This is a genomic window from Streptococcus plurextorum DSM 22810 (assembly GCF_000423745.1).
Taxonomy (GTDB): Bacteria; Bacillota; Bacilli; order Lactobacillales; family Streptococcaceae; genus Streptococcus; species Streptococcus plurextorum.
The window spans coordinates 1-18,088 of record NZ_AUIO01000007.1 but is presented as its reverse complement, the minus strand read 5'-3'; the positions used below and the strand labels follow the sequence as shown (position 1 = coordinate 18,088).

Here is an 18,088-nt window from a genome sequence, read left to right as displayed (position 1 = left end):
TTTAAACTCTGATTTTTCTCATTTCTATTCACTGATAAGAGAGGTGGAATGCACTGGTCTATTGTCTTTGTCAGGGTAAGCGTATTTGATGGCTTCATTGACCGCAATTGGGGCTTCACCAAATCCTGTCGCGATTAACTCAACCTTGCCTTCATAGTCAGCGGCATCACCAATGGCAAAAACACCTTCTAGGCTTGTTTGCATGGTTTGTGACACATGGATTGAGCTGCGTTTATAATCCAGATTCCAATTTTTGAGATTTTTGTTATTGGTTGAAAAGCCAAAGCTCACAATCAAAGCATCTAGTGGCACATCCAGTGTCTCATCAGATTTGACCTTCTGAAGTGTCAGACCTGTCGCTCTGCCATTTTCCCCTGAAATAGCCACAGGAACATAGGGCGTCAACACGCGAACCGAAGAAGCTTCCATGACCTCTACACTATGCTCATGGGCACGGAAAGAATCCCGTCGATGAACGACCGTCACGCTCTCTGCAATGGGCTCAAGTGCGTTTGCCCAATCAACTGCTGAGTCTCCTCCACCACAGATGACAACTTTTTTCCCAGAAAACTGATCCAACTTGTGGACATTATAGAAAAGATTGGTATCTGCATAGGCTTCTTCTCCGTCAAGCCCTAAAGGACGAGGTGCAAAGGCACCATTTCCGCAGGCAATAATAATCGCACGAGAGAGATGCTTAGCCTTGTTTGTTTGAATGTGAAAAACACCATCAATTTTTTCAAATGTTTGCACTTCTTCTTTGAGGCAAATAGCGGTGCGATCTTTGAAGCGTTCCAGCTGCTCTATCAAATGTGCCGTCAATTCTGCGCCGGTAGTAACTGGATAAGCAGGGATATCATAAATCTTTTTCTCTGGATAGAGAACAGCAGGCTGCCCCCCTAGTTCAGATAAACTCTCAATGATTTTAACGTCCATACCGCGAAGCCCTACATAAAAGGCCGCCCAAAGGCCGACTGGCCCTCCTCCGATGATGGTGATGTCATAAATGTTTTCTGTCATACTTCCTCTATTTCTAATTACAACTGCCGTCGCAGATAGAGTGAGCGTGGCCCACCTTCTATCGCCTTATTAGCTTTAGCATATTGGAAGACAAAGCCCTGTTTTTCATAAAAAGCTTGCCCAACATGATTGCCTTCTGTAAGCGCACTAATCCATTGTTCCTTTATCCCATAAACTTCTTTTTGATAGGCCGTAAATCCATCTAGCAAGGCTGTGCCAACTCCTTGTCTTTTAAGCTCTGGAGCCATATAAAACACATAGATGTGACCTGCTTTTTGCTCATCAATGCCACCACCGATACAGCCAATGACCTGATGATCCTTTTCTGCTACCCAGTAGCCGTGAAAATAAGGGGTATTTTCCCTAATCTCCTTAGTCACACGTTCCTCGTGATAGTAGTCGGCAATCACCCTGTCAATGTAACTCTGTGGATATAGTTCTTTATAGGTTGACTGCCAAGCAGCACTACAAATGTCTATGATTGCAGAAACATCGCTTTCTTCTGCACGTCTGATTAACAATACTGCCATAAGCTTTCTCCTTTACCTAGAGCCTATCTCCTGCAAAAATGAAGCAATGGTTTGTGCTAGTCCCTCTGGATTTTCTTTATTACTCTCATGCCCTGTACGGGGGAGAATCGCCAGCCTAGCATGTGGCATAAGAGCCAACAACTCTTTTGACGTTTTAAGATTGATCTTATCTCTATCACCACAAATTAGCTGACAGGGAACTTGAGACATTTTCAAGGTTTCAGTCAAATCAAAGTTAGCCATCCCCTGATAAAAGGATAGGATATTGACCTTATCCATCCCATGCCTGTTAAAAAAAGATTTGGGAAATAGCCTAAATAAGCCAACTTGAAACCGATAAGCTTTATTATGTTTGAAACGGTATTGCCCCGCACAAGCAACAATCCCCTTGAGATAAGGACTAGGATTTTCAAGCAAGGACAAGGCTAACATGGCTCCTAGAGACAAGCCAATGACCACAGTGTCTTCCTCAAAATCTTCAATCATTTCATATAAGCGATGACTTAAACTATCTAGATTTTTAGGTAAGCGCCCCTTGTCAAAAAGTTCCAGACACGAAACGTTATCCTCTGGAAAAGTTTGTATCACTTGCTCCCAGCTATCTGGACCTTGCCCTAATCCATGTAAAAATATCAGGCGCATCTAAGCCACCATCTTTAAAGACACTGGGTGCACCAAGCTGATTATCTGTCCCGTCAACACCACAGCTACCAGTGTTCCGATTCCAATGCCTAGCAACCCCTGATTGGTCAATAAACCAAGAAGAAGAGCTGATAACACACAAATGGTATCCAATACATTTTTCCCTACGCCAAAATCTTTCTTTAAAACTTGACCAATAGCATTAGCTAGCCCGTCAGGAGCAGTTGGAACAAGGGCTGAGGCAATCATCATGGAAGCTCCTACAGCAGTCAAAGCAATACCCGCAAGAAGATAAAGAATTTTTCCAAAAAGGGAGTCAGGGATTTGAATCATGCCATCCACAATCTGTAGCAAAAAACTCGATATAAAACTGGATAAGATTTGCAACCATTGTGACACAGGGAAGGAGCGTCTTAGTATCACTAATTGAATCAAGACCATTATAATATAAATAATGAAACTTGTTACCCCGATAGACAATCCTGTCATATCTGTTAAACCATAAGGAATCAGCATTATAGCTGAAGTTCCTAAGTTTCCTTTGGCGTTCAAGCAAATCCCTACCGCTAGGATAATATTGCCTAATGCAAAAGCAAGTAGGCGTCTGTGTAACGATGATAAGGTCATTCGTTTCCTCCTTTAAGCTTAGTCAATAATTTTAGTTCCTCCTCAGAGAAGTCATAATTTTCCAATAAATCTGGCCGACGTTCTAAGGTTTTTTTCAAACTTTGTTCCAATCGCCACAGGCGGATATTTTCATGGTGCCCTGACATAAGAACATCTGGAACTGTCATGCCACGAAAGTCATAAGGCCTGGTGTACTGAGGATACTCTAAAAGCCCAGATGAGAATGAGTCGTCTTGATGACTCGCTTCTTTTCCAATCACTTCTGGAATGAGGCGCACAGTAGCATCAACCATTGTCATCGCAGCCAGTTCTCCCCCAGTCAAGATAAAATCTCCCAGAGAAATCTCATCTGTCACCAAGTGTTTAATGCGCTCATCGTAGCCCTCGTAGTGCCCGCAGATAAAAATCAGCTCCTCCTCTTTGGCTAACTCCTCTGCGTAGCTTTGATCAAAAGTACGACCAGCGGGATCAAGCAAGATCACACGTGGATTTTTAGCTTCAATCTTCTCAATGGTGTCAAAAATCGGCTGCGCACGTAACAACATACCCTGCCCACCACCATAAGGCTCATCATCGACGTGGCGAGCTTTTTCGGCATTATCTCTAAAATTATGATAAGTAATGTCTAACAAGCCTTTTTCTTTAGCCTTACCAACAATGGAATGTTCAAGTGGCGCAAACATCTCTGGGAAAAGCGTTAGAATATCAATTTTCATCATCTAACCCTTCCATGATTTCCACATCGACACGACCGCCAGCCACATCGACATTGAGCACAACAGGAGGAATATAAGGAAGAAGCAAATCCTTTTTCCCCTGACGCTTCACGACCCAAACATCATTAGCACCTGGTTGCAAGATTTCTTTGATTTGACCGATAAGAAGGTCATTCTCGTACACATCAAGACCGATAATCTCATGGTAGTAAAAATCGCCATCCTCAAGCTCTGACAAATTCTCTTCTGCCACTTTAAGAGAAAAACCTTTGTATTTTTCGACCTCATTGATATGATAAAGCCCTTTAAATTTGACGATGTCAAAGTTTTTCTGCTTGCGATGACTAGCCACTTCGACTTCCATCACAAATTGATCCTTGTCATCAAAAAGGGAGAGTTTGCTCCCCTTTTTAAACCGTTCTTCTGTAAAATCTGTCACACTCATGACGCGTAGCTCTCCTTGCAGGCCTTGTGTATTAACAATTTTTCCAACATTAAAGTAATTCATCTTCCTCAAGTCTTCTTTCTCAAAAATCATTATTATTTTACCATGAGAGGAGCAAAAAAGCCAACTTTCGTTAGCTTCTTTTTATTCCCAGTTAAGGGCCACGTGGGCATTCATCTCCTCGTAGGCAAAATCAACTTTCTCCTGAATAGCTACTGGAATCTGATTCCTATACTTTCCACCTGCGATAAAGTCTTCAAGGATCAAGATACGATAGTCAAAATACTGATATCCTGAGACATCATATGTCCCTTTTCCCCATGCCCAAACCATGGTCGGATGCGCTTGGACAGTTTTTATGAGCGTTTTATCACCTGACTTCTCAAAGGTCACATCCATCAACAAGCCGCGTTCTGTCCAATAATTACCTAACATTTCATAGGTTTGATTTGAAATGAAATTCCCCATAGAATAAATAATGAGTTTTTTCTCACCGTCATGCTCAAGAATCTCTGAAGGCTCAACAACGTGTGGGTGTCCTCCAAAGACAACATCCGCTCCCCAGCTTATCATCTTATGATAAAGACTTCTTTGCTCTTCTGTAGGCTGTAAGGCATACTCTACTCCCATTTGAGGCATGATAATAGTCACATCTGCTAGCTGTTCAGCTTTTCTGATCTCTGCTTCCATCTTTGCCTCATCCAAATCAGACAAGTGATTAGCATACTCGGTTTCAGTTAGATTGGCCTCCATCCCATTGTAGCCATAAGCATAAGCCAGAATTGCTATTCTAATACCATTTACTTCCTTAATCAGAAAGTCTTCTTGGCTACGATTTTCCTTATAAATACCGACAGTATCTAACCCAAGATTTTCAAAAACATTAACCGTATTTAAAGCACCTGATAGCTGAGAATCCAGAATATGGTTGTGTGCCAAATCAATGACATCATAGCCAGTATCATGTAGGGTTTGAGCAATATCAATAGGAGCATTAAACAGCGGATAGCCTGCTAGCGGAAAGTCTGAACTAATTGTCCCTTCGTAATCTCCAATAGCTAAATCAGCAGCAGAAATCCACTCTTTGACATAGGTAAAATAGGGATCAAAATCATAGCTACCATCAGCTTGACGGGCACTCGTATAGAGAATATCATGAATGAGAATATCACCATTAGCAAGGACGCGAGCAGTCTTAACAGCTGTTTCTGAGTGTTTTGCTGTCTCACTCCTTGTCGATGGGTCATCCCCTGTTGTAATAGAAATATTGGTGCTAAAAGACCGTTTTCCCATCAAATAAAATAGTCCCATTAAACTAAGGACCAGAATCACTAAGGCCACCAAAAGAGCCTGTCTACGACGTCGTCGTTGCCGTTGTCGTCTGATATTCCTACTCACCATAGATGTCCCCCTTTCAGTACCGCACTACCACCAAACGACGTATCAAAAACAAAAAACCTTCCTGTAAACAACAAGAAGGCCAACTAAAAGATTTCGCCTACTTGCGAAAAGCGTTTAAAATTGTTTTAAATTCTTCATTATTGAGGGTGATGCCTTTACCCATTTTGGTATGGTCCGGGCTCCAAGTGCGGATATCCCACTTCGCCTCAGCGCCGTTAAAGCTGACACGGTTTAATTCCTTTGTCCAACCATTTTTATCCGTTGATAGGACCAACAGTTTTTCTTCAATTTTAAATGTAAATTCTGACATTATCGTTTCTTTCCTCCTAACTAACTATTCGCAAATAAAACAGTTTTTTTGAAAATGTTTTGAACTATTTTTGTTATAATCTAATTGTAACAGTTTTTTGAGGGAAATGCTATGAAGAATCTGATAAAAAAAGCTATTTTTCAAATGAAGGAATTTATCGAACCGACAAGCAAGCTTTCAGCTATTAACTTACGTCAAAATCAGATAGTACAACTCATTACTAAGGCCCAGGAAGAAAAGGCAGCTCTACACGCTATCTACGGAAATAAAAGCTTTACTGGTCACATCAGTAAGTATGATCCTGCTAAGGGAAAACTGGTCTTAAAAAATATGAGAAGCACTGTCACGACTATTATTGACATTTCAGATATTGAAAAACTCACTATTGTACCGTCTAACATCACGAAAGCCCAAAAACAACCCTGAGAGGCTCTCAGGGTTGTTTTTTATCTGCTGTACTTCATACGAAGAATTTTTTCTTGCTTCTTTGATAATCTCAGTAATATGACCACTTTATCGATAGACATGTTACTTTCAAGTAAGCGTTCTGCTGCCATCATAAGACCATTATTGATTCCCATCTCAAGGATTGGATTTTTCTTATCGTTGATGTCAAAAATAAATTTATTATCAGGTAAATCAAACAAGACCTTGACCGCTCCAAATAACTGTTCAAAGTTATCAATAGCCACGTCATATACTGGTTTGATGCCTGGTTTCAAGGTTCTACCACGATGATTAAACCACATGGCATGCCAACCACCATTATGAGCACCAAGGACATCATTGTCATAGGAATCACCAACATAGAGTGTTGTCTTAGGATCCATGTCAAATTGCTGTGCCGCTAAATTAAAAATCTCTTTTTCAGGTTTTTGAAAACCTGTAGCTTGACTGACAATGACACGCTTTGGATCAACATAGTCGTATAAGCCTAATTTTTTGACTTTTTTCAGCTGATGCTCTGTGGGACCATTGGTAATAATGCCAATGGGAACTCCTTTTGACTTGAGAAAATCTAGAGTCATTCGCATCTCATCTAACATCGTGATGTTTTCTAACTCATGCTCATAAATGTCTTGGAAGCTTTTCCCTTCTGCTTCTGTGATTTCACGGTAACCAAATTCCAGCAGAGTTTCTCTACAACGCCAAAAACGGAAGTAATCCGTTGACCATTGGTTTGCCATTACCCTTGGGAAACCAACATCCGAATAATGTCTAAAGCGGATATAAGCCTGATTGATATGAGTCATATCAAAATCTGAAAAAGCCTTCTCCATGGCAATGCGATAGGGTGCTTGTTGGTCATAGATAGTATCATCAACGTCAAAAACAATAGATGTAATCATGGTCTCTTCTTCCAAAATATCATTTTAAGTTATTATACAATTTTTGAAAGAACTTTTCAAACCGCATCAGAAAACTCCACTAACCTCAGTGGAGTTTTTCTTACTCTAAACAAATAGCACAATCACAATCTGATAACCCTTCTCAGCTAATCGCTAAGAAACTCGAAAGCGATTGGTATTTCCTGGTGACAGCAATACTAGAAGGTTGCTGTTCCTTACTTCATAGTCGGGAGTGAAAAGGTCTGGGAGACCTTTTCAGCCAATCGCCAAGAAACTGGAAAGCGAATGGAACATGCTAGTGGAAACAATGCTAACAAGTTACTGTAGCTTATTTCATAGTCGGGAGTGAAAAGGTCTAGTAGACCTTTTCAGCCAATCGCCAAGAAACTTGAAAGCGATTGGTACATTCTAGTGAAAACAATGCTAGCAAGCTACTCTTGCTTACTTCATCGTCGGAAATAGGAGCACATCCCGAATAGTAGTAGTATCTGTCAAAAGCATGCAGAGGCGGTCAATACCGATTCCGAGTCCACCTGTTGGTGGCATACCGTATTCGAGGGCTTCGATGTAGTCGTAGTCCACGCCTGTTGCTTCGTCATCACCCAATTCTTTGGCTTTAGCTTGGGCTTCAAAGCGTTCCAATTGGTCGATTGGATCGTTCAATTCTGTAAAGGCATTTCCGTATTCCTTGGTCATGATGAAGAGCTCAAAGCGGTCTGTGAAGCGTGGGTCTTCATCGTTTTTCTTAGCCAGTGGTGACACGGCTACTGGGTGACCATAGACAAATGTTGGTTGGATAAGAGTTGCTTCAACGTACTCTTCAAAGAAGCTATTGATGATTTGGCCAACTTCTGTATGGTGTTTTTCCACAGGGACCTTGTGCTGAGCTGCAAGGGCTTTTGCTTCCTCGAAGCTCATCTCTTGCCAGAAGTCCACGCCAGTTTGTTCCTTAATGGCATCGACCATGTGGATACGCTTGAATGGCTCATGGATAGCAATTTCAGTTCCCTGATAAGTTACAGGGCCGTCGCCGACAACCGCCTTGGCAGTATGCTGGATAATGCCTTCGGTCAAGTCCATGATGTCCAAGTAATCCGCATAGGCTTGGTAGACCTCAATCGACGTGAACTCAGGGTTGTGGGTCGCATCCATGCCTTCGTTGCGGAAGATACGGCCGATTTCATAAACGCGTTCCATACCGCCGACAATCAGGCGCTTGAGGTGGAGTTCGGTCGCGATACGAAGCACCATGTCAATGTTTTGGGCATTGTGGTGGGTGATGAATGGACGAGCCGCAGCACCACCAGCTTCGTTGTGAAGGACTGGTGTTTCCACCTCCAAGAAACCAAGTCCGTCAAGGTAACGGCGGATTTCTGAGATGATTTTTGAGCGGGTCACAAAACGGTCAAAGCTCTCACGGTTAGTAATCAAGTCCAAATAACGCTTGCGGTAGCGGGTTTCAATATCTGTCAAACCGTGGAATTTTTCAGGTAGTGGACGAAGGGCTTTTGATAGATGCGTGATACGAGTAGCTTTAATGGAAAGCTCTCCCATATCTGTACGCATAACCTCTCCCTCAACACCTAGAAAATCCCCTAAGTCAGCCTTAGTGAAAATCTCATAATTGTCATCACCGACAGCATCTTTACGCACATAAATCTGAATTTGACCTTCACGATCTTGAATATGTGCAAAACCAGCTTTTCCTTTACCGCGTTTTGTCATAATACGACCAGCAATAACGGCTGTTTCCGCCAAATCATGCAAAGCTTCCTTATCTTTATCGGCATATTTTTCTTTTAATTCTGCAGAATTATGGGTACGCTCAAAGCGTCTTCCAAAAGGATCAATCCCTTGCTCTGCAAGAGCTGCCATTTTTTCACGGCGGACCAACTGCTGGTCATTAAGTTCTTCTAAATGTTCGTGTGACATGTTTTCCTCCAATTGCTATTCCTATCTATTTTACCATAAAAGCTCTTATTTGACATCAAAAAGCAGATTATTTTCGACTGAAAAAGGCTAGGACACGAGCCCTAACCTGCAAAACTTTCAAAAGATGCCTTTAGCCATTAGTAAACCAACTTAACACAGAAAGCATCCCATGGTTTAAGCGTATGGTTTTCTAAAGATAGTGGTACTACCGCTTCATTTGAAATAATGAGTTCATCCACGGCAAGGTCAGCCTGAAAGGTTTGTTCTTGACTGGAGAAATTGACAACCACTAAGTAACGGGCATCAGCTGTTTTTCTGACATAGGCAAAGACCAAATCATCTGTATCTAAGAACTCAAAATCAGCATCAATAAGCCAGTCAGATGTCTTGCGAAGTGCAATCAATTGCTGATAGGTATAAAAGATGGAGTTTTTGTCAGCCAAGGCTTTTTCCACGTTAATAGTGATGTGATTGTGATTGACTGGCAACCACGTTTCTTCTGCACTTGAAAACCCTGCATGTTTTCCTGCATTCCACTGCATAGGGGTTCGTGCATTGTCTCGACCAATCATGCGGATGCTATCCATTATTTTCTCTATCGGCTGGCCTGCTTCAAGGGCTTCCTTGGCGTAGTTGAGAGATTCAATATCCTTAACTTCTGACAAGTCCTTGAAAGGATAATTGGTCATTCCGATTTCTTCACCTTGATAAATATACGGCGTTCCACGCATACAGTGAAGTAAAATAGCTAGCGCTTTAGCTGATTTTTCACGATAGACTCCCGTATCTCCCCAGATAGATAAAATGCGTGGCAAATCGTGGTTATTCCAGAAAAGTGAATTCCATCCCTGTCCAGGCAAAAGCTCCTTTTGCCATTTGGTAAAAATAGCTTTGAGTGCCTTAGCGTCTAACTCCTTGATGTAGTCCCACTTAGGCGCATTGGGCGCGTGTTGCAAACCAACATGTTCAAATTGGAAAACCATTGATAATTCCTGATTATCTGGATTTGAGTATTGCTTAGCAATTTCTGGAGTGGCTCCCCAAGTTTCCCCAACCGTTAAGAGATCGTGTTTCCCAAAACTAGCTTTATTCATTTCCTTGAGGTAATCATGGAGCTTTGGACCATTTTCCTTAATCATCTGATCAGGTAGTTTTCCTATCAAGTCAATAACATCCATACGGAAGCCACCGACACCTTTATCAATCCAAAAATTCATCATCTGATAAATTTCCTGACGCATAGCCTCATTTTCCCAATTCAGGTCTGGCTGACGCTTACTGAAAATGTGGAGATAGTATTGCCCCGACAACTCATCGTACTGCCAAGCTGATCCTGAAAAAGTCGATACTAAATCATTGGGTTCATCTCTCCAGATGTAATAGTCACGTTTGTCACTCTGTGGGTTTTCACGAGCTTCGATAAACCAGGCATGCTCATCTGAAGTGTGATTGACCACCAAGTCCATGATGATTTTGATGCCACGCTTATTAGCCTGCGCTAGCAATTCATCCATATCATCCATATCACCAAAAATATCAGCGATGTTTTGATAATCTGAAATATCATAGCCATTATCATCCATCGGAGATTGGTAAACTGGAGACAGCCAAATAGCTGTAATCCCCAATTTTTGCAGGTAATCTAGTTGACTAATAATACCTGGCAAATCGCCAATGCCATCACCGTTTGAATCCATAAAAGAACGCGGGTAAATTTGATAGATCGTAGCTGTGTGCCACCAGTGTTTTTTCATAATTTTCTCCTCATTTTTGACTTACAAAGACAGTATAACATTATGCAAGCGCTTGTCAAGACTTTCTGTAATATCTTTGACCCTATCAAGGATTTTTTCCGTTGCTAACAGGTCTTGACTCGTGTTAAAATATAAGACAAGACTAAAGAAAGAGACCTTCTGTCATGAAAAAATACCATATCTACCTGATATCTGCCCTTATTCTTATTGCCTTCGGTGTTTTAAGTCGTAAACTTATTTTTGTAGGACTTGGGTCAACCTTTGTCTTAATGGCAATAGCTGAGTTTCTCAAAAAGCAGGGTTAATGGTGATATCAGTTATTTTTAAGAAAATGTGCTATAATACTACCTATTATAAAAGACCAGTATGAGGTACCTGATGAAAAAATATATCCTAATTCACCTATTTTTTGCGATAATTTCCGCAGGCATTATTAAATACAATCTAGAAGGACCAAATCTTATCTGGAACATGTTTCTTGCCTTAGTAGCACTAGATTTTGCTATACTATCTTACCTGAGCAAACAAAGAGCTATTAAACTAATAGCTACTCTTCTTTGGCTCTTTTTTTACCCGAATACCTTTTATATGATCACTGATATTATCCATATGCACTTTGCCAGTACTGTCCTTTGGCAACGTGACAGCATGATTCTCTTCATGCTTTATGTCCCGAGCATCTTTTTCGGTGTCATGGCTGGTGTTGATAGTTTGAGGCTCATTTTTAAAAGTCTTACAGTCAATTCTTATTGGATTCGACTCATTTGCATTGGTATCCTCTCCTTTATCTCAAGCTTTGCTATCCACATCGGACGTTATGCACGGCTCAATTCTTGGGACATCTTTACAAGACCTTTCCTTGTCTTTAACGAAATTTTAGAGGTCATCTCGTGGCAAGCTCTGCCATTTATCCTTGGCTTTACCTTTATCCAGATCATGGTTCTGGTCTTTGCTGAAAATGACCAACTTTTTAATCCGAAAATAAAAGCAGACACCAATTTATGATAATAAAAACGGCTTGAAATGTTAGTTTCAAGCTGTTTTGCTGTTGTTTGTTATCCTATTTTATACAACCCTATCTGTCTACAAGCCAAATTTTCTAAAAAAACTCTGTGACTTTTTTACCTTTCGACCAAATGCTTTTGATTCTTTCTTCACTAGAGAAGAACAGGAACGGTAACCATTGCCATAAGGCTTAAGGAAACTACGATACTCGTTCAATGTCGGTGCACGATAAGGAACTAGAACCTCTTTCCTAAAAATAGGATCGTGAATAGCAATCGGGGTGACATCTAGCTGCCAGTGCCTATTGTTATTTTTCTTAGCGTAGTTAAAACTAGCACCATTGACAATTCCTGCTTCTCTTTGCCCTTCCGCGTCCACTTCATTTAAAAAATTGCCTTGATTATCTAGGATAAATTCTGTGTGGAAATACTGAAGCACTTTAATATTGTATGACTGTTTTCCCTCTAGATAGCGAGCTTTCCCATTTTGATAGGCGATTTTATTATGCAAACGAGCACTCTCTAAGCTAAAGGGGCGATTGCTAAGATAAAGTGCTAAAGCATCCGCATCTGTCATACCATCTCTCCGGTAATGATCTCTGACATATTGTGCTTGATGACAGGAAATGACATAACGCAACTGATGGATCTGTCTAGCAAAAGACGTCTTTATTGACAAGGCATCCTCTGGGAAAGTCCTATCGACCAGCTCTGCTATTTCCCGCCAAAATGGCGAGTCTGGAGCAAGCTGTGGCCAAATACCAGCCATTAGAGCTTGGGTTTGCTGTAAGGTGCCCACCAATTCTGGCAACTGCAAAAGGTCAAGAACTAACTGTAACAATTCCTGTGAGCTCTTCTTCTTTTTTTCAATGGCCCACAGTTTTAAAAAGCTCGGTGAGCCTAGTCGTGGATCAACGTCTGGCATCTTTTGCAGTAAGAGCCTTGATTTTTCAGACCATTCTAGTTGATGATAGACTTTTAATTGCAAATACCTTTGCCAGGCCTTCTCCATTTTCTCTCCTTATTTCTACTAGAAGAAAAGAGCAGATTCAATTATCTACTCATCGTTCAAAGCTAATAAATCGACTCCCGCGAAAGGTTAAGGTCCCTTTATCACCTTCAGCAAGAAGACCGTAGTCCTTGGCAGGTAATCTAAATTCCCGACGCTCCCCAAGTCCAAACTCAAAAGTGACATAATAGCTTGTACTACTCTGTTGGTTCCCCATAGGTGACACATGGCTGCGCTTTGAGACAATTTCAGTAAGTTCTCTTTCAATAGGTGATTGCTGATTGCGATACCAAATCCACAAAGCCTTCAGAAGTTGAAAACTAATAATCCCAATAATAATAGAAAAAATAATGACATGAAAAATTGGAAAAAATCCCCACGGTGTTTCAAACATAGGATGCCTCACTTATAGATTTATTCAGATTTATTATATCATATTATCTTTTAGTGATTAAAATGTTGCCAATAAAAATCATAAAAAACCTGAGAAATCTCAGGTTTTGACGAGATATTGACAAATTATTTGCGTTTGCGACCTGATTTGGCTTGTCCGTAATCCCCATAATTTCCATAGGAACCATAGGCACCATAGCGATCAAGCTGGTTGTCAACCTTATTAAGAATAACCCCTAGAAAAGCAGCTCCGCTTTGCTCCATCTGATCTTTGGCTTTTTGGATAAATTTACGCTTGATGGCACCTGCTTCTGTCACCAAGACAACACCGTCACAACGTTGAGCTACAATTGCAGCATCAATGACTAAACCGATAGGAGCAGTATCAACAATAATGTAATCATAGTGCTCGCGAAGGGCGTCAAACATGTTAGCGAAATTTTCATTTTGAAGCAATGTTGTCGGGTTTGGAGCAAATTTACCCGCTGGAATGACAAATAAATTTTGAACATTTGTCTCACAAATCGCTTCTGAGAGATAGGCATTCCCCGATAAAAAGTTAGTCAGACCAACAACCTTTGACTGAGCTTTGAAGGTTCCTGTTAAAACCGAATTACGAATATCGGCATCCACTAAAAGGGTCTTAAAGCCTGCTCGTGCAAAAGAGATAGCCAAGTTGGTCGAAGTGGTTGATTTGCCTTCCCCTGGTTGTACCGAAGTTAACGCGATAGCACGGATATTTTGACCACTGAACTGAATATTAGTACGAATACTGTTACAATATTCTTCAACATCTTGATAAAGTTTTTGCTTGCTTTTTACTAATTCTAAGATAGCCATGGTAACTCCTACTTCAATTTATTAACATCTGGAATAAGGCCAAGAAGTGTCATCTGTAAAACTTCTTCGACATCTTCTGCACGACGAACGCGGTCATCTAATACCTCTTTAATGAGAAGTCCTGTAACTGCAACAAATCCTCCAAAAAGAATACCTAGCGCCGCATTTTTCTTCAGATTTGGTGATGAAGGCTGATTAGCTGGCTCTGCTTCCTCAAAGGCATTGACATCTTTCACATCCATAACTTCTTTGATTTTATCCGAAGCAACTTGACGTAAGCTATTAGCAAGGTCACTAGCCACTTGTGGATCTTCATCCATCACTGAAATGGTAATGACACGAGTATCTGTCGGAATAGTAACAGCTACTTTCTTTTTCAATTCAGTAGCGGTCAGTGAAAGTCCTTCTTTCTCAATCACTCCTGACAATACACTCGATGATAAAATGATTTCTTTATAGTCATTAACCAAGTAACTACCTGCTTGTAGCTCTTGCGTTGAAATTTCTTGTTCAGAATCTTTCTTGCTGACAACGTATATTTTTGTTGACGATTCGTATTCAGGGGTCAACAGAAAAATGCTGACAAGCATTGCCATCAGTCCAAAGACCAAGGACGTGAAAATGATTTTAAACTTGTTCAACCATAGTTTTTTGACCAAGTACAGAACATCTACCTCTAGTTGAGAGTCTTTTTGATTTTGCATGGTATCTCCTAAATAAATTGATTTGATAGTAAGGTTTGTTGATTATTTTTAAAAAGCTGCTGCGCCTTAGCACGACCAAACTGCTTTTCAATAAGAGCATAGGCTTCTTTTATATGAGGTCTGCGAGTATCTAAATTATGCATATCACTCGCAATAACATGTACCAAGTCTTCTTTCAAAAAGTAAGCTGCTCGTTTTTTATAGGTTTTTTGCCCATCACCAAATAACTTAGCTTTCAAAACGTGAGCACTATTGACTTGTGTGTAACACCCCATGTCAATCAGTTCTTGAACCCGTTTCTTGTTAAATTCTAAGGCGCGATAACGCTCGATGTGTGCAACAACAGGCGTGATCCCTAAAGCTAATACTTCCATCAAAGCCTCATGAATCGTCTTCCAAGAGGTTTCACCACTAAATTCAATCAGAGCAAAGCGAGTGCCATTTAAGGTCGGAAAAGTCTGATTTTCCAGCTTTTTAAGGACATCGCTCGTAAAGTAAATTTCCCCACCATAAAGCAAGGTCAAATCTGGCAATAAATCAGCGACCTGCTTTTTTAAAGCAACAAAATGCGTTAATATGGTAGCTTCTGGCGTCTCAAACATCCCCTTACGGCGATGCGATGTTGCAACAACCACACGAACCCCTTGGGCATAACTTTCCTTTAGAAGCTCTATACTGTCTTCTATGCGCTTTGGTCCATCATCGACACCAAAAACAATGTGCGAATGAATATCAATCATCTTAATTCCCCTCTAGCGTCGCTTGAATTGATTGTTTTGCCGCTTCTAAGCTAGCAGGATCAATACTCAACATATAAAGGCTTGAAGTTGGCATCGCGTAAGAAACCAATTCACCTGTTGAGCCAGTGCCTGTCACAGCCTGTGACGTCACTTGGAAACTTCTACCTGAAGCTAGCTGACCATTTGCCAAAGTCATCATCGTCTCAAATGGCATGTTTGTCTGAATCGAATCTCCAAGGCTATTGATGATATTGCTGTAATTAGCAATCGAATCAAGGCTGGCTAACTTATTGATAATAGCGGCAATTACTTTTTCTTGATTCCTACCGCGATCATGGTCACCATTTGCTAAAGAATAACGCTCACGAACAAAGCCTAAAGCCTTTTCAGAATCTAAATGAACCGTACCGACAGGGAAATGGAAATTGCCATGTAGGCTTGTGAACTCTTGATCATTGGTAACATCTACACCACCAATCAAATCTATCAATGTCAAGAAACTCGTAAAATTAAGTCGGGCATAATAATCAATCTTGATACCGTATAGATTTTCCAATGTATGAATTGATGTATCAACCCCATAAATCCCTGCATGAGTCAATTTGTCATACTGGTTATTTCCACCATCTGGGATTTGAACATAGGAATCACGAGGGGTGGTGGTCAATAAAATTTTATGGGTATCGCGATTAACCGTCATGATGATGTTAACATCTGAACGTGACACCGATGAGATTGTTCCGTAAGTATCAATACCACTGATGTAGATATTAAAACTACCAGATGCCTGGTCTGAGGTTGTGGCTTGACTATTTTCAACCGTCTTCTCAATCGTATAGGTGTAAATAATCCTAATCTTATCTGAATAATCACTGTGCTCACTAGATAGAAGTTCGGCATAAGCTGAGTTAAAAACCATCGCCTTTTCTTTACCTGATAACAACTCCTCATAAGCCGACAAATAAGTTGAACTTGATACAGTGGTTAAATGAAGCCCTTTATCTGTATCGAGATGATTAAGAAGAGCCTCAATATTGCTACCATCCTTTTCTACAGGAGCTAGAAGAGATGTCAGCTGAGAAACATCTGTAATCTCACTATCTACAGGAACTGCAATGGCCATTTCCACCTGAGATACCTTAGCAGAGGTATTCATCTTCGTTGAGAGATCAAGTACCGATTTGACACCATAGAGACCAATGGAGAGGCCAATAGTAAAGAGAATCAAAAGGCTAGATAACCAAGTCTTAGCTTTCTTTTTTAATAACCAAATCAAAAAAATTAGACCAAATAGAGCCAAAACCGCTGGAATGATAAGCTCCAAATGGTTAAAAGCTAGTATTTTATAGCTTACCATCGCTATAATCATTGTTACCGCACAAAGGACATAGAGAAGCCAAAGTATGGTATTGATCACTTGATGACGCCCACCTTTAGGGCTAGATTTTCGAGCACGACGGCTATGATGCGAAGCCATAAGTATCTCCATTAACATTTAAGTATTTCCTTTCTATTATATCTTATCTCTGAATTTTTGACAATTATTTACCCAAAATCGCCCCACTTATCCCAACATAAATCCTCAATTAAGCCCCGCTTCTATACGCTATCCTCTCTCACTGCACATAAAAAATCCCCAACTCTAATGAGTTGGGGATTTTGCTTAGATTAGAATCTCCTAGAGATCAGCACTCAATGGCTTATTCTTCGTCTTCGCGTTTTTTCTTCAGACCAAGCACTGCCGCACCTGTCAAGCTTGCAAGAGCTGCTACCATAAGAGCTGCGCTATCAGCCTCACCTGTGTTAGGAAGTTGTTTGCTTGTATCTGTTGAACCAGAACCAGCTGCATTGCGTGAATCATTCAACGCTTGTGCTTTAGCAAGGATTTCTTTAACCGCTTCTGCTGAAGTTGCACCATTGATAGCATCAATGAAGTCTTTCTTCTCTGCATCAGTCAAGTTAGGAAGTTTGTTAATCGCATCAATCGCATCTTTCTTCACATCAACTAAGCTATCTGTAGCACCTGTTCCAGGTTTAGTATCAGTTCCTGGAGTTGCTGGTGCAAATGGTCCAGTAATCTTAGCTGTTCCTGGTGTTGTATCAACAATGACAAATGTTCCGCTTGGATCAGTTACAATCACATTTCCTGTAGTTGGATCTACAGTAACTGTCGTTCCGTTTGGAAGAGTAGTTGAACCTGATTCAGTTGGTTTTGTAGTTGTTGCTCCTGTGCTTGGATCAATTACAGTTGTTGTTCCAGTTCCTCGATCAATAATCGTAATCACACCACTTGGATCTACAATTGTTGTGATACCTGTATCTGGATCTACAGATACTTTAGTTCCTCCTGGAAGAGTCTCTGATGGATCTGTATCGCCTGGGTTGATAGTTGGATTATCACCAGGTGTCACGATAGTAGTCTTACCAGTCTCTGGATCGATGATCAAGATTGGCGCTTTAGGATCTTCTGGAACTACCACGATTGGATCTGTTGGATCTGTTGGGATAATCGCACCAGGTTGAGCTGGTTTAACTTCACCTGTCTTAGGATCTACAACTTTAACTGGGTTGTTTGGATCTGTTGGATCAATAACCACAATTGGATCATTTGGATTAGTTGGGATAATCACGATTGGTCCTGATGGATCTGACGGTGTAATCACAGTACCTGG

General features: G+C 40.8%; 21 protein-coding genes. 3 read left to right on the top strand and 18 right to left on the bottom strand.

Features of this window, described 5'->3' with window-relative positions:
* Nucleotides 1-24: 24 nt before the first annotated feature.
* From G575_RS0106290 to G575_RS0106255, 8 genes are all read right to left on the bottom strand, one after another.
* A complete protein-coding gene (locus tag G575_RS0106290) occupies nucleotides 25-1,020 on the bottom strand; it encodes an NAD(P)/FAD-dependent oxidoreductase (protein WP_027971982.1) in 996 nt (331 codons plus the stop codon).
* Between the two features lie 17 nt (nucleotides 1,021-1,037).
* Nucleotides 1,038-1,550: a GNAT family N-acetyltransferase gene (locus G575_RS11245; protein WP_051176958.1), complete on the bottom strand. Its 513-nt coding sequence runs from the start codon at nucleotides 1,548-1,550 to the stop codon at nucleotides 1,038-1,040.
* Nucleotides 1,551-1,562: 12 nt separating this feature from the next.
* Nucleotides 1,563-2,192: an alpha/beta fold hydrolase gene (locus tag G575_RS11240; protein WP_037622778.1), complete on the bottom strand. Its 630-nt coding sequence runs from the start codon at nucleotides 2,190-2,192 to the stop codon at nucleotides 1,563-1,565.
* A complete protein-coding gene (locus tag G575_RS11235; protein WP_051176955.1) occupies nucleotides 2,193-2,819 on the bottom strand; it encodes a YczE/YyaS/YitT family protein in 627 nt (208 codons plus the stop codon).
* Nucleotides 2,816-3,535, bottom strand: coding sequence for a tRNA (guanosine(37)-N1)-methyltransferase TrmD (trmD, locus tag G575_RS0106270; protein WP_027971981.1), 720 nt, complete (start codon nucleotides 3,533-3,535; stop codon nucleotides 2,816-2,818). Before trmD ends, G575_RS11235 begins: the two co-directional genes overlap by 4 nt.
* Complete coding sequence (rimM, locus tag G575_RS0106265) at nucleotides 3,525-4,043, bottom strand: ribosome maturation factor RimM (protein ID WP_027971980.1); 519 nt, start codon at nucleotides 4,041-4,043, stop codon at nucleotides 3,525-3,527. Before rimM ends, trmD begins: the two co-directional genes overlap by 11 nt.
* An 81-nt stretch (nucleotides 4,044-4,124) precedes the next feature.
* Nucleotides 4,125-5,273: a CapA family protein gene (locus G575_RS0106260; protein WP_245562381.1), complete on the bottom strand. Its 1,149-nt coding sequence runs from the start codon at nucleotides 5,271-5,273 to the stop codon at nucleotides 4,125-4,127.
* 205 nt (nucleotides 5,274-5,478) lie between these two features.
* Nucleotides 5,479-5,691: a YdbC family protein gene (locus tag G575_RS0106255; RefSeq protein WP_027971978.1), complete on the bottom strand. Its 213-nt coding sequence runs from the start codon at nucleotides 5,689-5,691 to the stop codon at nucleotides 5,479-5,481.
* 111 nt (nucleotides 5,692-5,802) lie between these two features.
* On the opposite strand from G575_RS0106255, the gene G575_RS0106250 reads away from it, so the two are divergent.
* Nucleotides 5,803-6,117, top strand: a complete 315-nt coding sequence (locus G575_RS0106250) for a hypothetical protein (RefSeq protein WP_027971977.1) — start codon at nucleotides 5,803-5,805, stop codon at nucleotides 6,115-6,117.
* A gap of 20 nt (nucleotides 6,118-6,137) precedes the next feature.
* Here the strand turns inward: G575_RS0106250 and G575_RS0106245 are convergent, their stop codons facing one another.
* The 3 genes from G575_RS0106245 to dexB all read right to left on the bottom strand — a co-directional run bounded on the left by G575_RS0106245 (nucleotide 6,138) and on the right by dexB (nucleotide 10,726).
* On the bottom strand, nucleotides 6,138-7,040 hold the full coding sequence (locus G575_RS0106245; protein ID WP_027971976.1) for an HAD family hydrolase: 903 nt from the start codon (nucleotides 7,038-7,040) through the stop codon (nucleotides 6,138-6,140).
* A gap of 441 nt (nucleotides 7,041-7,481) precedes the next feature.
* On the bottom strand, nucleotides 7,482-8,972 hold the full coding sequence (gene lysS, locus G575_RS0106240; RefSeq protein WP_027971975.1) for a lysine--tRNA ligase: 1,491 nt from the start codon (nucleotides 8,970-8,972) through the stop codon (nucleotides 7,482-7,484).
* A 137-nt stretch (nucleotides 8,973-9,109) separates the two neighbouring features.
* Nucleotides 9,110-10,726, bottom strand: a complete 1,617-nt coding sequence (dexB, locus tag G575_RS0106235; RefSeq protein WP_027971974.1) for a glucan 1,6-alpha-glucosidase DexB — start codon at nucleotides 10,724-10,726, stop codon at nucleotides 9,110-9,112.
* Nucleotides 10,727-10,890: 164 nt separating this feature from the next.
* Here dexB and G575_RS12155 point away from each other — a divergent pair, with 164 nt between their 5' ends.
* Nucleotides 10,891-11,031, top strand: coding sequence for a hypothetical protein (locus tag G575_RS12155; protein WP_156874725.1), 141 nt, complete (start codon nucleotides 10,891-10,893; stop codon nucleotides 11,029-11,031).
* A gap of 73 nt (nucleotides 11,032-11,104) precedes the next feature.
* Nucleotides 11,105-11,731 carry a DUF1361 domain-containing protein gene (locus G575_RS0106225; RefSeq protein WP_245562378.1) on the top strand — a complete coding sequence of 209 codons (627 nt, stop codon included), beginning with the start codon at nucleotides 11,105-11,107 and terminating at the stop codon, nucleotides 11,729-11,731.
* Between the two features lie 78 nt (nucleotides 11,732-11,809).
* Here G575_RS0106225 and G575_RS0106220 read toward each other — a convergent pair whose 3' ends face one another.
* The 7 genes from G575_RS0106220 to G575_RS11230 form a co-directional block, all read right to left on the bottom strand.
* On the bottom strand, nucleotides 11,810-12,742 hold the full coding sequence (locus G575_RS0106220) for a DUF3114 domain-containing protein (protein WP_027971972.1): 933 nt from the start codon (nucleotides 12,740-12,742) through the stop codon (nucleotides 11,810-11,812).
* Nucleotides 12,743-12,791: 49 nt separating this feature from the next.
* On the bottom strand, nucleotides 12,792-13,133 hold the full coding sequence (locus G575_RS0106215) for a DUF2500 domain-containing protein (RefSeq protein WP_027971971.1): 342 nt from the start codon (nucleotides 13,131-13,133) through the stop codon (nucleotides 12,792-12,794).
* Between the two features lie 125 nt (nucleotides 13,134-13,258).
* The gene (locus tag G575_RS0106210) at nucleotides 13,259-13,972 is read right to left on the bottom strand and encodes a tyrosine-protein kinase (RefSeq protein ID WP_027971970.1); all 714 of its coding nucleotides are present in this window, start codon (nucleotides 13,970-13,972) and stop codon (nucleotides 13,259-13,261) included.
* 8 nt (nucleotides 13,973-13,980) lie between these two features.
* Nucleotides 13,981-14,676 (bottom strand): Wzz/FepE/Etk N-terminal domain-containing protein, encoded by a 696-nt coding sequence (locus G575_RS0106205; protein ID WP_027971969.1) that lies wholly within the window; start codon nucleotides 14,674-14,676, stop codon nucleotides 13,981-13,983.
* Nucleotides 14,677-14,684: 8 nt separating this feature from the next.
* A complete protein-coding gene (cps4B, locus tag G575_RS0106200) occupies nucleotides 14,685-15,416 on the bottom strand; it encodes a capsular polysaccharide biosynthesis protein Cps4B (protein WP_027971968.1) in 732 nt (243 codons plus the stop codon).
* A gap of 1 nt (nucleotide 15,417) precedes the next feature.
* Nucleotides 15,418-16,893, bottom strand: coding sequence for an LCP family glycopolymer transferase CpsA (cpsA, locus tag G575_RS0106195; RefSeq protein WP_027971967.1), 1,476 nt, complete (start codon nucleotides 16,891-16,893; stop codon nucleotides 15,418-15,420).
* Nucleotides 16,894-17,116: 223 nt separating this feature from the next.
* Nucleotides 17,117-18,088 (bottom strand): LPXTG cell wall anchor domain-containing protein (locus G575_RS11230; protein ID WP_037622776.1); only part of this gene is annotated, 972 nt, incomplete at its 5' end.